The following is a 14,499-nucleotide window of genomic DNA, read 5'->3' on the forward strand; positions in this document are numbered from 1 at the left end:
GCCTCAGGGCGCGATGATGGGTGTGGCGTCCAGCGTCGCGGGCACCGGGGCGACACCGTGGAACGTCGATCCCTCCTCGAACCATGACCGGGGCGCGGGGGCACCCCACAGGGTCTGGCGCTGCGGATCGGTCAGATCCCAGCGGATCGGCTCGTGGTCAGGGTCGACCGTCTGATAGTCGGAACAATAGATCTCGATCCGGTGGCCGTCGGGATCGCGGACATACAGGAAGAACGCGTTGGATATGCCGTGACGCCCCGGCCCGCGCTCCATGTTGGCCAGCCAGCCCGAGGTTGCCATCAGATCGCACAGGTCGATGATGTTCAGCGGCGTCGGCACCCAGAATGCGACGTGATGCAGTCGCGGCCCCGTGCCGTTGGTAAAGGCGATGTCATGCACGCCGCCCTTGCGCTGCATCCATGCGGCCCATAGCCGCCCCGAGGCCGCGTCCTCGGTGTATTCCGTGACCCGGAACCCGATGTCCGAATAGAACGCGACCGCGCGGTCCACATCGGGCGAGAACACGTTGAAATGGTCGATGCGCAGCGGCTTCACGCCCCGGTAGCGCGCATAGTCCTGGTGGATCGGTGGCAGCCTCGTCATTGTCGCGTGGAATTCCAGCGGCATCCCGAAACAGTCGGTGGTCGCCAGCGTGCGCCCCTGGTGCGGGCGGTCCACCCAGGCACAGCCATGGCCCCGCGCGGTCAGGAAATCCCTCGCGCGATCAAGCTGGCCCTCGTCATAGACCTTGAACGACAGCGCGCCCGCCCCCGGCACGGCGGCGCGGCGCAGGACCAGGCTGTGGTGACCGCGTTCCTCCATCGCGCGCAGGTGGATCGCGCGGTCGTCCTCCTCGGTCACCTGCAGCCCCAGCATGTCCACATAGAAGGCCCGCGACGCCGCCAGATCGGTGACGTCCAGCTCCACATGGCTCAGCCGGACGATGGCGAAGGGCGGGTACAGGTTGTGCGGCGGGACGGGCATGGTCGGTCTCCCCTTTGGCGCGCCGGGCGTCAGCCGAGTTTCGGGATGCGGTGTTCCGTGCGGGGGAAACAGACATTCACCGTTTCCATGTAGAAGTCGAACGACCAATCGCCCCCGTCGCGCCCGATGCCCGATGCCTTGACGCCGCCAAAGGGCGTGGGCAGGTGGCGCAGGTTCTCCGAGTTCACCCAGATCATCCCCGCCTCCAGCCCGTCGGTCATCCGCATCGCCCGGTTCAGGTCGCTGGTCCACAGATAGGCCGCCAGGCCATAGGGCACGTCATTCGCCAGCCGCAGGGCATCGGTCTCGTCCCGGAACGGCATGACCGTCAGGACCGGCCCGAATATCTCTTCCTGCGCGATGGCCATGTCGTTCGTGGCCCCGGTGAACAGCGTGGGGCGCAGGTAGCAGCCGGTATCGCCCACCTTCACGCCACCCGCCGCCACCGTCGCGCCCGCCGCGCGGGCCTTGTCGACATAGCCCAGAACCTTGGCCTCGTGCTCGGGGTGGATCAGCGGCCCCACAACCGTTTCCGGGTCCAGCGGATGACCCACGCGGATCCGGTCGGCCATCGCGGCAAGCCGTTCGACCACCACGTCATGCACCCCTTCCTGCACCAGCAGGCGCGATGACGATGTGCAGCGCTCTCCGTTCAGCGACCAGATCATGAAGGCCGCCGCATCCACCGCCCGGTCCAGATCGGCATCGTCGAACACGATCACCGGATTCTTCCCGCCCAGTTCGAAATGCAGCCGCTTCAGCGTCGCCGCCCCCTGCGCCATGATCATCGACCCCGTGCGGCTTTCGCCGACAAAGGCGATCGCCTTGATCCCGGGATGTTCGGTCAGCGCGCGGCCCGCCTCCTCGCCAAGACCGTTCACCAGGTTCAGGACACCCGGCGGCAGCCCCGCGCTCTCGGCAATCTCGACCAGCAGCGTGGCGGTCAGCGGCGACAGTTCGGCGGGCTTGTGGACGACCGTGCACCCGGCGGCCAGCGCGGGCGCGATCTTCCAGGTGGACAGCATGAAGGGCGTGTTCCACGGCGTGATCACGCCAACCGGCCCGATGGGGCGGCGCGACGTGACGTTCATCTGCCCGGCGTTGCGCAGGGCAAGCCCGTCCTCGGCGGCAGGTGCCCGGTCGGCGAAGAACCGGAAATTCTCGGCCCCGCGCAGCGCTGCCTTGGACATGAACCGCAGCGCCTGTCCGGTATCCATGCATTCGGTCAGCGCGATCTCGTCGGCGCGCGCCTCGATCGCCTCGGCAACGCGGATCAGGATGCGCCGCCGTTCGGTGCCGGGGGTGCGGCTCCACCCCGGGAACGCTGCCGTCGCGGCCGCCACGGCGCGGTCCACATCCGCCGCGCCGCCACGCGCCACGCGTGCCAGCGGGGTCAGGTCGACCGGACTGATGGTGTCGAACCAGTCGCCCGACGCGGGCGGCACCGGCATGCCGCCGATGCGGTGCGGTACGCCATCGGACGCAAACCGCGCCAGAAGCGCGCTGGCGCGGGCGATGTTGTCATCAAGGGCGGTCATGGCCTGGCCCCCGGTGCGGCGCCCGACAGCCGGGCGTGGATCGGGTTGTTCTTCCAGCTCAGCTCCGGGTCGATCTCCCGGATCTCCAGCGACAGCGCGAAATGCGGCGTCGACAGCGGCCCGGCCAGCGCGGCCTCGGCGGCGGCCATGATGCGGGCGCCCGCATCGGCCAGCACGTCGCGCGGGCGCCCGGCCCCGGCCGCAAGCGTCAGCGCCACGAACCCGTTGGCCGGATGGCCATCCGCCACGATGGCGAAGTCCGCCGCATGGGCGCGCACCCTGATGCCCGCCAGCGGGAACACCCCGGTCGCAACCATCGCGGCATGCAGGTCGCGGCACAGCCCCGCGATCGCCACGCGGTCCGCCAGCCCCGGCGAATACTCGACAGTCAGATGCGGCACGAGATTCCCCCCTCCCGTCACATCGTTTAACATGTTAAGCGCCGCGAGTCTTGTCAAGCGCGCCGTGGTGCGACATGTGACAGGGGGGCATCGCAGGGCAGGGCGGATGATGGACAAGGCGCCGCATGACGGTTTCCAGCTTGCCGACACCCGGCGCACGCTGCCCATCGCCCTGCTGCGCGCGCGCGAGGCGGTGATGGACCGCTTCCGCCCCATGCTGAACGCGCATGGCGTCACCGAACAGCAATGGCGCGTGATGCGCGTGCTGCAGGAACGGGGGCCGACGGATGCGACGGCCCTGGCAACGGCGGCCTGCGTGCTGCCGCCCTCGCTGACGCGGATGCTCAGGGCACTGGAATCCCGCAGCTTCATCACGCTGCACCGCGACCCCTCGGACGGGCGCCGCGCCAAGATCGTGCTGACCGAGCCGGGCCGGTCCTTCATCGCAGAGGTCTCGCCGCGCAGCGCCGAGGTCTATGCCGCGATCGAACGGCGCTTTGGCCGCGCCAGGATCGACGCCCTGCTTGACGATCTTGCCGCGCTGACCGATGCCCTGCGGGATGACGATGCGCCACGCGGCTGATGCCGAGGGAGACCCGCCATGCCGACCCTAGCAGAGGCCACCGCCACCTTGCGCAACCGCCTCTGGCCGCTGTTCGGACTGGACGATCACCCGCTGGCGTTTCATGCGGCCCGGCCCGAGCCTTCGGCGGACCCTGCAATGACCTTGCAGCGCCTCGCCTTCCGCACGGCGCGGGGCGAGGCGGTGCGCGGCTTCTTCTGCCGGCCCGTCGCGGCATCCGGCCCGGTGCCGGCGGTCCTGGTGCTGCACGCCCATGGCGGCCGCTACGACATCGGAGCCTCTGAACTGATCGGGGGGCGTCCGGCACTGGCCGGGCCGCTCGCACCGGCGCTGGCGGGGCTGGGGATCGCCTCGCTCTGCCTCGACATGCCCTGCTTCGGCGACAGGGCGGCCGAGGCCGAGGGCCCCGCCGCCAAGGCCCGCCTGTGGGAGGGGCGCAGCCTTGCCGGCCAGATGCTGGGCGAAAGCCGGGCGGCCCTGGATTGGCTGTCGGGCCAGCCCGGCATCCGGCCCGACCGCATCGGTGTCTACGGCATCTCGATGGGGGCGACGCTGGGCTACTGGCTGGCGGCGGTGGAACCCCGCATCCGCGCCCTGGCCCAGCTGTGCTGTCTCGCCGATTTCCGCGCGCTGATCGCCACCGGCGCGCATGACCTGCACGGCCCCTACCTGACGATCCCGGGGCTGCTGCCGCTCGCCTCGAACGGCACGATTGCCGGGATGGTGGCGCCCCGCGCGCAGTTCGTCGGGCTGGGCGACTGCGATCCGCTGACGCCCCCCGATGCCGCCGATCCCGCGCTGACCGAACTGGCGGCGGCCTATGCCCGCACCGGAGGCCGCCTTGTCATCCACCGCGAAGCCGAAACGGGGCACCGCGAGTCCCCTGCGATGCGGGCGGCGGTGCTGGATTTCCTGCGCGGCGAACTGGCCTGATCACCGACCCGGCAGGCGCTGACCCTCGCTGTCGAACAGGTGCAGGTCGTCCACATCGAAACCCAGCGTGATCTCGGCGCCGCGTGCAAGGTCGGGCTGGCCGGGCAGCACCGCCAGCACCGGCGCACCCCCGGGCGTGCGGGCATGGACCACGCTTTCGGCACCCAGGGCCTCGACCATGCCCACCCGCGCCACCACCGGCCCGGCCGGGTCCAGCCGCAGATGCTGCGGGCGCAGGCCCACCGTCACACCGCCGTCCGGCAGGCCCGGCACCTCCAGCCGCGGCCCGCCCTCGATCTGGACCGCGCCCCTCACCGCCAGCCCCGGCCACAGGTTCATGCCCGGCGCCCCGATGAACCCCGCCACGAACAGGTTGGCGGGCCGATTGTACAGGTTCAGCGGCGTGTCCACCTGCTCGATCCTGCCGGCCCGCAGCACCACGATCCGGTCGGCCATGGTCATTGCCTCGACCTGGTCATGCGTCACATGGATCATCGTGGCGCCAAGCCGGTCGTGCAGCGCCGAAAGCTCGGCCCGCATCGACACCCGCAGCTCCGCATCCAGGTTCGACAGCGGCTCGTCCAGCAGAAAGGCGGTCGGCCGGCGCACGATGGCCCGCCCGATCGCCACGCGCTGCCGCTGCCCGCCCGACAGTTGCCCCGGGCGGCGCTCCAGCAACGGCTCGATCTCCAGCATCCGCGCCGCCTCGGCGATGCGGGCGTCGATCTCGGCCCGCGGCATCCGGGTGTTCTCCAGCCCGAAGGCCATGTTCGCCCGCACCGTCATGTGCGGGTAGAGCGCGTAGGACTGGAACACCATGGCAAGGCCGCGGTCGGCCGCGCCCTTCGCGGTCACATCCGCGCCGTCGATCTCGATCCGGCCCGACGTGGGCCGGTCCAGGCCCGCGATCATCCGCAGCAGCGTGGACTTGCCGCAGCCCGAGGGGCCGACAAAGACGGCAAGCTCGCCCTCCTCGATCGTCAGGTCGATGCCCTTCAGCACATCGACCGCGCCAAAGCTCTTGCGGATGTCGTGCAGCGCGATGCGGCCCATCGGCAACCTCCTATTTCAGGCCCGTCCCGGCGATGCCGGAGGCGATGAAGCGTTGCAGGAAGACAAAGACCAGAACCACCGGGATCATGGTGATGACAGTCATCGCCAGCAGGTAATGCCACTGGACATTCAGTTCGCCCGCATAGGCATTCAGGCCGACCTGCAGCGTATAGACCTCCTGCCGGGACAGCACGATCAGCGGCCACAGGAAATCGTTCCACCGCCAGACCACCGAAAAGATGGCCAGCACCGCCAGCGCGGGCGCGGTCAGCGGCAGCACGATGCGCCAGTAGATCTGCCACTCGCTCGCATGGTCCATCCGGGCGGCTTCCAGCAACTCGTCCGGGATCGTCAGCATGTATTGCCGCAGCAGGAACACGCCGGTCGGCGTGGCCACCGTGGGCAGGATCACGCCCCACAGCGAATTCACCAGCCCCGCCGCCGAGATGATCGAATACAGCGGCACCAGAATCACCGACAGCGGGATCATCAGCGTCGCGATGATCAGCACGACCACCAGGTTGCGCCCCCGGAACTCGTATTTCGACAGGGCGAAGGCCGCCATCGAATTGGTCAGCAGGGTGATCAGCGTCGCGACGACCGTCACGAACACCGAATTCAGCGTGTAGTTCAGGAAATCGAACCGCAGGAACGGGTCCAGGTAGTTGCCCCAGGAAAACCCCACCTGCCGGTCGGGCGCGCGGTTGGCGATGTTGACCCGTTCGATCTCGCCGGGGTTCTCCGGGTCGACCATCTGCGCCACGGTGCCCACGCGCCGCACCTCGGCCAGCGTGCGGCTGCCCGCCTCGTCGGTCACCACGAACAGCGGCAGCGGCCGGTCATAGCCCTCGACCACTGCCGTGCGCGCCTCATAGGGCAGCAGCGTCGGCGGAAACTCGGCCAGTTGCGCGGGCGACTTGAACGATGACAGCACCAGCCACAGCGCCGGGCCGAACATGATGGCCACCCCGGCGCCAAGCCAAAGGAAGGTCACGACATCCGTCCAGTGCCAGCCCGCACCCCCACGGCGCCGCGTCAGAAAGCCAAGCGCGCGTGTCATTTCAGCTTGCCCCTCCGCTCGTTGCGCCGTCCCAGCGCCAGCTGCACCAGCGTCAGCACCACCAGCACGCCGCCCATCAGGATCGAGGCCGCCGCCGCCAGCCCCGGGTTCTTCAGCAGCGAGGCAAAGCCCACCTCGTAGATGTATTGCGTCAGGAACAGCGTCGCCGTGCCCGGCCCGCCCCCGGTCAGCACATAGGCCTCGTCGAACACCTGCACCGCCCGGATCAGCGCCAGAACCACCACGACCAGCAGGTTCGGCATCAGCAGCGGCAGGGTGATGCGCCAGAACACCCGCGCCGGGCGCGTGCCGTCCATCTCGGCCGCCTCGTACAGGTCGCGCGGGATCGCCTGCAACCCGGCCAGCAGGATCAGCGCGAAGAACCCCAGATGCGCCCAGATCGTCACCCCGATCGCGGCGGCAAAGGCAAAGTTGCGGTCCAGCAGCCAGTTGACCGGGTCAAGCCCCACGCCCACCAGCCCGGCATTCAGCACTCCGTTGCGGTCGAGGATCCAGCGCCAGATCAGGCCCACCACCACCGGCGACAGCAGCACCGGAAAGAAGAACACCGCCCGCCAGAACCCCCGCGCCCTCAGCTCGCGGTTCAGGATCAGCGCGGTCGCGGTGGCGCAGATCACCAGAAGCGTCACCTGCAGCACCACGAAGGTGCCGGTGTTGCGCACCGCCGTCCAGAACTGGTCCTCCTGGCAGGTGCGGATGTCCAGATAATTCTGGCAGGTCAGCAGCCGCGCATATTGCGCGCCGCCCACGAACTCGCGGTCGGCCAGGAACAGCGCGCCGCCCGTCGTCATCGAATAGGCGATGTTCACCACCAGCGGAAACAGCACGAACACGCCGAAGATCGCCATGTTCGGCAGCAGGAAGAAGCCGACCATGCCCTTCTGCCCGGCCACCCGCTGCCACAGCCGCAGCGGCGGGTCGATCAGCGCGGCCAGCCAGCCGAGGGGGGCCGTCACCACGGCCCCCGCCATTTGTGTCAGGCGCTTCATGCCCCTACTTCGCCGCCGCGACCTGCTCGGCGATGTCCGAGTCGATCCGGGCATAGGCCTCGTCCAGCGTCATCTCGCCGGCCATCACCTGGCTGATCCGGTTCACCATCGCGCCGTAATAGGCCGAGGCCCATTTCCATGCGGGCAGTGCCGCCGCACCGGGCTCGATCTCGCCCGCCGCCGCGACGAACTTGTCCAGCGCGCCCTTCACGTTCGGGTCATCGGTCTGCCAGTCCAGCCCGCCCTTGGCGGCCACCCCGGCGTGGGCCGGCAGGAACAGCGTGCGTTCCGAGAACTCCTTCACGATGTCCTCCTGCGCGAAGAACTCCATGACCTTGGCGACCTCGGCGGCGTTCTTGGTGTATTTCACCGCCACCAGCGCCGCACCGCCCGCAAGCCCCGAACACCCGGCCGTGCCGCAGGGCGAACCCGTGGCAACCCAGTCGAACCCGTCGCCGATCTTGGTCGACAGGTTGGCGATCTGCCACGACCCTGAATAGTAGAACGGGATCTGCGCGTTGATGAAGTCGTCCGCCGCCGCCCGGTAGGTCGATCCCGAGGCCGCGACCCAGGTATCCTTCAGCATCTGGCCGCCCTCGACCCAGCCGACCAGCTTGGCGGCAAAGGCCTTGACCCCGTCGTCCACGGGCAGGGGCATCCCGTCCGGCCCGATGTAGTTCGCGCCATAGGAAACGTTCGGCCCCGAAATCCGGTGGCCCGACCGGTCGATGGCAAAGGCCGCCGCCGTGCCCTGCGACTTGGCCACCTGGTCGGCGGCGTTCACCCAGTCGTCCCAGGTCGCCCCCGCGCCCGGCAGCGCGACGCCCGCCTGCTCGAACAGCGTGGCGTTGGCAAACCCGCCGGTCAGCGTCAGCTGCGTCATGAACCCGGTGATCGCGTCCGATCCGTCCTCGCGCATCCAGTCGGCATGGGCGCCGAAATTGGTGCGCCAGTAGTCCGCATCCGACAGGTGCGGCGTCAGGTCCAGCCAGTGCGGCGCCAGCGTCTTGATGTTGGTCACCCGCGCGATGTCGGGGCCGTCCCCGGCCTCCAGCTGGATCTGCAGCTGCTCCTGCACCACCTTGTAGGCCACCTCGTCCAGGATCAGGTTGATCCCCGGATTCGCGGCGTTGAACCGCGCCACGAGGTCCTTCATGACCTCGCCTTCCACGCCGTCCGAATACCACATCATCCGCACGTCGCCCGCCATCGCGGTCGAGCTCATCAACAGCGCCGCAAGGGTCGCGCCGGTCAGTTTCGTCCTCATTGCCTTCTCCTCCGTTGTTGTCCGGCGCCGTCTCTGCGGACGGGCCGGGTCGTCGTGATCAGTCGCAAAGCCTCCGTGTCCCCTCGACCGTCCAGTCCTTCGGGGCGATCTCGCGGCCCTCTGCCGAAACTCGCCCGTCCGGGTGAAAGACTACGCGCCCATAGTCCGGGTCGTCGATGGTGATGATGGCGCGCGGGTCGTCACCGGGGGCCGGGCCAAGGGCGGCAAAGCGCGCGGCGAACGGCGCCAGCGCCTCGGCCCTGCCAAGGCGCAGCACCCACCAGCCCCGCCGCCCCTCCAGGCGGATCTCGCATCCCGTCGTCGGTCCCTCGGTCACCGGCACCAGGGGCCCGGAGGTGCGGATCATCACGGCCCCCCCGTCCTTGCGCGCCGCCGCCGTGTCGCCGGACACCTGCGCCTCGTCGAACACCGGCATCGGGAACCAGGCATGGGTGAAGCCGGGCTGCTCGGGCTGGCCGTCGAACCACAGGATCGCCAGACCCCGGTATTGCTGGCAGCGCGGCACCGAGGCCGAGCCGCCCCAGTAGGACGGCCGCCCGTAACCCGACTGGATCACCTCGCCGGGGTGGTTCACCCAGATCTGCGCGTCCGCGTCGCGGCCGATGCGGCCATGGACCAGCGTTTCCTGATATCCCCAGTCGAACCAGCGATAGGCCGCCGCGCTGCCCAGCGCCCAGTCGGCGGTCTTGGCATGGGCCAGCGCCGCAAACCGCCCCTCGCCCTGGGCAAAGCACCAGTCCTGCTCGCCCGCCGCAAGGCTTGCCCGCGCCGCCAGCGTCGGGTCCGGCGCCAGCCCGTGATCGCGGATCGCCAGCGCCAGCCCCGGAACGCAGTGGAACCGCGCGCCGAAATGTCCCGTGCCCCACAGCATCCGGGTGATCGCCGACAGTTCCAGCGTCCGTCCCGCCCGCAGCGTGTGCTCATAGCTGCGGCCCTGCGCCGCCGTCAGGATGCCGTGATGGGCGGAATTGGCGACATGCTCCAGCAGCCGCGCGATGCTGCGCGCGGCGCGCGCGCGGATGTCCGCATCCGGGGCCAGCGCGAACAGCGCGGTCAGTCCCTTCAGGTCGATCGGAAAGTAGGGGGCCGAATTGAACTCGGCCATTTCCCATTGCTCGAAATGGTCCAGCCAGGCCCGCACCCGGTCGCGCCCCGTGGCGGACTGGTCGGCGCCCCGCCGGCCCGATCGCCGGAACGTCGCATCGGGCAGCAGGTGCCCCGCCAGATAGGCCGAGGTATGGAACAGCAGCGCGTGGTTCTCGCTGAAGTACCACTGCACGTCGTTGCCGGGTTCGTCCATCCAGTAGCGATAGCCAAGGATCGCCGCGTCGATGCGCTGGCGTATGCGGTCCGACAGCAGATGGCCGAACCGCGCCCGGCCCCAGATCAGCGGGACCAGCGCGAAATCGGCGCAGTCCCAGCAATCCTCGATCGCGGGCAGCGTCGCGTCGATCATCGCCTCGGTCGCCTCGCCGCCCATGCCCAGCCCAAGCCGGGCCAGCGCGGCCACCGTGTCGGGTTCCGCCCGGGTGGCGATCCAGCGCAGCGCCTCGTCGATGCGGTCGGCCGGATCGGCCGGGGCCGCGCCCTGCGCGGCAAGGTCGCAGACCTCGACGCCGAAGGTCCGGGTGGCGGCAAAGCCGTCGCAGGTCAGCGTGACGATGAAGTGCCGGAAATCCCCCGGCAGGTTCTCCGCCCGGTCGATCGCCAGCCGCTCCGCCCCGGCCGGCAGATGCCGGATCAGCGCCTGCGGATGGTGCGACATGAAATCGCCCTCGACCCGCACCGATACCGCCGCATCCGCCGGGATCGTGCGGGGCAGGGTCAGCGCGACCTCGCCCCCGGTATAGGCGGGCCGGTCGAAATGCATCGTCGACAGCGCCGTCTCGACCGCGCGCGCCAGATCGGTGCCGCAGTCCACCGGGATGCCCGCCTCTGCCTCGGGCCCCTCCAGCCAGTCGATCTGGATGTAATAGCGCGCGTCACGTTCCGACAGGTCGTCGAAGAACACCGCCAGCCGGTTGTCGCCCGCCGCCAGCGTCACCTGGAACTCGGCCGCCGTCTCGGCATTGCGCCGGTAGGGGGCCATCCATCCGGCCTCGGCCCCGTTGACGAACAGCACCGCCCCCCCGCAGGTGCGCAGCCGCAGCCGCGCGCTGCCGCCCGTCACGCAGCGCACCACCGTCTCGGCCCAGGTCGACACCACCGTCGGGCGGAACCAGAACCCCGACAGGTCCAGCCGGGGCGATCCGAACGGCAGCCAGTTCCGCGCCGCGCCGAACGCGCCCGACACCAGCGGCCGCCGCCCGCGCCGGTCGGCGGCGAACTGCGTGCGGCAGGGATACTCGTGCGGAATGAAGTTCTTGTCCTTGGTCAGGAAGAAGAACGGGTCCATCTCGCCCTGCATCGGCATGTCGGGCAGGTCGTGGCGCGCCTCATGCGTCGCGCCCACGCGCCAATAGCCGATGGCGGCGCCGGATGTCAGGGGATGGGCAAGGAAGCCGGTCATCGGATGCTATCTCAGTGCAGATACGGGAACGGGGGCAAAGTCGGCATAGGCCTGGTTCTCGCCCGTCATTCCCCAGACAAAGGCATAGGGGCCGGTGCCCGCCCCCATGTGGATGGACCATGCCGGTGACAGCACGATGTCGCCATCCGCGATCACCAGGTGCCGCGTCTGGTCGGGGCGGCCCATGAAGTGCATCACCCGGTCCTCGGCGCCCATGTCGAAGTAGCAGTAGGCCTCCATCCGCCGCTCGTGCAGATGCGGCGGCATGGTGTTCCAGATGCTGCCGGGCGCCGGGTCGGTGATGCCCATCAGAAGCAGGCACGACGGCGCCACCTCGGGGTGGATGTACATCGCCAGGCTGCGCCGGTTGGCCTTTCCGGCCTCGCCCAGGTCGATCCGCTTGGCCCCGGCCCGCGGGATCAGCCGGTGCGGATGGTCGGCCCCTGCGGGCACCGAATTCAGGTAGAACCGCGCCGGCCGCGCCGGGTCGGCGCTCTGCATCGTCACCGCCTGCGCGCCGCGCCCGACATACAGGATGTCGCGGTTGCCCATCTCGAACCGCGTGCCGTCCACCGTCACCGTGCCCGGCCCGCCCAGGTTGGCAATGCCGCCCTCGCGCGCCGAAAAGAAATGCGCGGTGCCCAGTTCGGCCCCGTCGCCCAGCATCAGCGGCGCCCCCGTCGGCACCGCCCCGCCCACGATCATCCGGTCCACATGCGTATAGGTCAGCCGCATCTCGCCCGGGGCGAAGGCGCGTTCGACCATGTAGTCGGCGCGCAGCCGGTCGGTCGTCGCGGTCATCACCTCGGCGGGGTTCCCGCCATAGCGCACATCCATCATGCCACGGCCCTTTCCGCCCGCACCTGCCCCTGCGCCTCGACCAGGCAGAGCATGGCCAGGGCCTGCCCATAGCCCGTGGGCTGGATCGGGATGTCGCGGTAGAACTGCAGGTCATGGCCCATCCGCGTGCCGTAGCTCACGTTCTGCACCACGCCCGCGCCGTCGATGCTGCCCATCACCGCGCCCACCGCGCGCCATCCCGCCGCCGACCAGCGGTCGTCGCCGATGCCCATGCGCGCCGCCTTCAGCAGGCCATAGGCAAAGCCCGCCGTCGCGCTGATCTCCTCATAGCTGCCCGGGTCGTCCAGCAGCGTGCGCCAGGCACCCGACGCGGCCTGCAGCGGCAACAGCGCCTCGACCTGCGCCACCAGCACGCCTTCCAGGTACATCCGCACCGAGCCGGGCAGATCGGCCAGCTCGAACAGGTCCACGATGCAGGCGGTGATCCAGGCATTGCCGCGCGCCCAGCGCGCCCGGGCAAAGTTGTGCCGGCCGTTGAACGTCCAGCCATGGAACCACAGCCCCGTCCCCGGGTCGGACAGATAGCGCGCATGCACAAGGAACTGCCGGATCGCCTCGTCCAGCAGGTCGGCGCGCCCCGATGCCTGCCCGTGGCGGGCCAGGAACAGCCCCGCCATGAACAGCGTGTCGTCCCACAGCTCGCCCGGGTTCAGCTTGTCCGACACATCGTGCTGGAACCCGCCCTCCAGCGTGCGCGGCGCTTCGGTCATCAGCCGGTCGGCCCAGTCGTCCAGCACCGGGCGCCAGCGCGGATCGCGGGTTTCCGCCCACAGCACCGACAGCGCCAGCATCGGCGCGGTGGTGTTGATGTTCAGCCCCGGCAGCCCCTCGGCCAGCCGCCGCGCATACCAGTCCTCCAGCAGCGTCCGCAGCGCCGGGTTCCGGCCCCGCAGCCACAGCTGTGCAAGCCCGTAAAGCCCCACGCCCTGAGGCCATTCCCAGCTTTCGAAACCGATGTAGTCGCCCGCCGTGCCGTCCAGGTTCGGCTCGTGGAACCGTCCGTCATGGCGCAGGCGGGTCAGCCCGTGCACCAATAGGTCAAGCTGGCGTTCCAGCTCCGCCGCATCCGGCCGCATGACCCCTCCTCCCCGAGTCGTCTCCTGCCCGCACAGTCTGCGAAAGGAAAACTATTTGCACAATCTGAAAATTTTTTACAATGTTGCGGTGGGAGGACCCCGCATGACAACCGCACCCAAAGGCAAGCGCGGCAAGGCCAGCCGCCGCGTCCGGCTCGAGGATCTGGCCGCCGCCTCGGGCGTCTCCGTCGCGACGGTCTCGCGCGCCCTGTCGGGCGGGGCCGGGGTGCGGCCCGACCTGGCCGAGCGGCTGCAACGCATGGCCCGCGATTTCAGCTATGCCACCCCGTCGCCGCTGGCCGGGCGACGCATCTTCGTCCTGGCCAGTCCCGCCGCGATGGAGGACTATTCGCGCAGCCAGTTCACCCTCAACGTCATGCAGGGCCTCGAGGAACGCGCCGCGCTGCAACGCGCCGTGGTCGAGGCCCGCGCCATCGGATCGACCGACGAGGAACGCCGCGCCCTGACCGAAGCCGCCGATGACGACCAGGTGGCGGGCCTGCTGTTCCTGACCCTTGATGACGAGGACATGCTGGCGGGCGCACGGGGTTTTCCAAAGCCGGTCGTGCTGGTGAATGGCGACGATCCCTCGATGCTGCTGTCATCGGTCGCGCCGTCGAACCGGGCGGCGGCGGCGCTGGCCACCGACCACCTGATGCGGCTGGGCCATCGCCGCATCCTGTTCCTGATGCGGCGCGGCCGACGCACCATCCAGCGGCGTCTCGAAGGCTGGGGCGACCGCATGTTCCCCGGCGGCGCCCATGACCCCGACCTGGTCCTGGGCGTGGCCGACTGGCTGCCCGACCTCGCGGCCGAGGCGATCCGCGCGCGCGTCGCCGCGCGCGGGCTCGATTTCACCGCCGTCCTTGCGGCAGGCGACAGCCTGGCGATGGGGGCGATGCAGGGCCTTGCGGCGATGGGCATCGCGGTGCCCGGGCAGGTGTCGGTGATGGGGATGGACGGTCTGCCGCAGGGTGCCTTCCTGAACCCGCCGCTGACCGCCATCGAGATGCCGATGCGCGAGATCGGCGCCGTGGCGGTGGACCTGTTGCGCGATCTGGGCGCGGGCCAGCACCTGCCCGCGCGCCGCATCGAACTGGCCTGCCGCTTGCTCGACCGTGGTTCCTGCGGCCCGGCGCCGTGACGCCGCCCGTCCAGTCGGCGCGGAAGGCGGGGCAAGTGTGAACAAGGGGTTAAATCGAA

At 69.8% G+C, this 14,499-nt stretch carries 13 protein-coding genes; 3 read left to right on the plus strand and 10 right to left on the minus strand.

Annotated features, from left to right (window positions below; all coding sequences use genetic code 11):
• Positions 1–3: 3 nt before the first annotated feature.
• The 3 genes from hpaD to KF887_06270 are packed head-to-tail and all read right to left on the minus strand — an operon-like array spanning position 4 to position 2,923.
• The gene (gene hpaD, locus KF887_06260) at positions 4–984 is read right to left on the minus strand and encodes a 3,4-dihydroxyphenylacetate 2,3-dioxygenase (protein ID QYK42705.1); all 981 of its coding nucleotides are present in this window, start codon (positions 982–984) and stop codon (positions 4–6) included.
• Positions 985–1,013: 29 nt separating this feature from the next.
• Positions 1,014–2,522, minus strand: coding sequence for a 5-carboxymethyl-2-hydroxymuconate semialdehyde dehydrogenase (gene hpaE, locus KF887_06265; GenBank protein ID QYK42706.1), 1,509 nt, complete (start codon positions 2,520–2,522; stop codon positions 1,014–1,016).
• Positions 2,519–2,923: a 5-carboxymethyl-2-hydroxymuconate Delta-isomerase gene (locus tag KF887_06270; GenBank protein ID QYK42707.1), complete on the minus strand. Its 405-nt coding sequence runs from the start codon at positions 2,921–2,923 to the stop codon at positions 2,519–2,521. The genes hpaE and KF887_06270 overlap by 4 nt, the downstream gene beginning before the upstream one ends.
• 109 nt (positions 2,924–3,032) lie before the next feature.
• Here KF887_06270 and hpaR point away from each other — a divergent pair, with 109 nt between their 5' ends.
• Together hpaR and KF887_06280 are read left to right on the plus strand one after the other, a co-directional pair.
• A complete protein-coding gene (hpaR, locus tag KF887_06275) occupies positions 3,033–3,506 on the plus strand; it encodes a homoprotocatechuate degradation operon regulator HpaR (protein ID QYK43464.1) in 474 nt (157 codons plus the stop codon).
• Between the two features lie 18 nt (positions 3,507–3,524).
• A complete protein-coding gene (locus KF887_06280) occupies positions 3,525–4,439 on the plus strand; it encodes a hypothetical protein (protein ID QYK42708.1) in 915 nt (304 codons plus the stop codon).
• On the opposite strand, the gene KF887_06285 is transcribed toward KF887_06280, so the two are convergent.
• Genes KF887_06285 through KF887_06315 form a run of 7 tightly spaced genes read right to left on the minus strand, consistent with a single transcriptional unit; the run spans position 4,440 to position 13,296 of the window.
• Positions 4,440–5,492, minus strand: a complete 1,053-nt coding sequence (locus KF887_06285; protein ID QYK42709.1) for an ABC transporter ATP-binding protein — start codon at positions 5,490–5,492, stop codon at positions 4,440–4,442. It lies immediately after the preceding gene.
• A gap of 10 nt (positions 5,493–5,502) precedes the next feature.
• Positions 5,503–6,552, minus strand: coding sequence for a carbohydrate ABC transporter permease (locus KF887_06290; protein ID QYK42710.1), 1,050 nt, complete (start codon positions 6,550–6,552; stop codon positions 5,503–5,505).
• A complete protein-coding gene (locus tag KF887_06295) occupies positions 6,549–7,562 on the minus strand; it encodes a sugar ABC transporter permease (GenBank protein QYK42711.1) in 1,014 nt (337 codons plus the stop codon). The genes KF887_06290 and KF887_06295 overlap by 4 nt, the downstream gene beginning before the upstream one ends.
• A 4-nt stretch (positions 7,563–7,566) precedes the next feature.
• Complete coding sequence (locus KF887_06300) at positions 7,567–8,829, minus strand: carbohydrate ABC transporter substrate-binding protein (protein ID QYK42712.1); 1,263 nt, start codon at positions 8,827–8,829, stop codon at positions 7,567–7,569.
• Between the two features lie 58 nt (positions 8,830–8,887).
• Positions 8,888–11,359 carry a hypothetical protein gene (locus tag KF887_06305; GenBank protein QYK42713.1) on the minus strand — a complete coding sequence of 824 codons (2,472 nt, stop codon included), beginning with the start codon at positions 11,357–11,359 and terminating at the stop codon, positions 8,888–8,890.
• A gap of 6 nt (positions 11,360–11,365) precedes the next feature.
• Entirely contained in the window at positions 11,366–12,199 is an 834-nt protein-coding gene (gene kduI, locus KF887_06310) for a 5-dehydro-4-deoxy-D-glucuronate isomerase (GenBank protein ID QYK42714.1), read from the minus strand.
• Positions 12,196–13,296, minus strand: a complete 1,101-nt coding sequence (locus KF887_06315) for a glycoside hydrolase family 88 protein (protein ID QYK42715.1) — start codon at positions 13,294–13,296, stop codon at positions 12,196–12,198. The genes kduI and KF887_06315 overlap by 4 nt, the downstream gene beginning before the upstream one ends.
• Before the next feature lie 103 nt (positions 13,297–13,399).
• Here KF887_06315 and KF887_06320 point away from each other — a divergent pair, with 103 nt between their 5' ends.
• Entirely contained in the window at positions 13,400–14,440 is a 1,041-nt protein-coding gene (locus KF887_06320) for a LacI family DNA-binding transcriptional regulator (protein QYK42716.1), read from the plus strand.
• The last annotated feature ends 59 nt before the right edge of the window (positions 14,441–14,499 follow it).

It is taken from the genome of Paracoccaceae bacterium, from assembly GCA_019454225.1.
In the GTDB taxonomy this organism is placed as follows: domain Bacteria; phylum Pseudomonadota; class Alphaproteobacteria; order Rhodobacterales; family Rhodobacteraceae.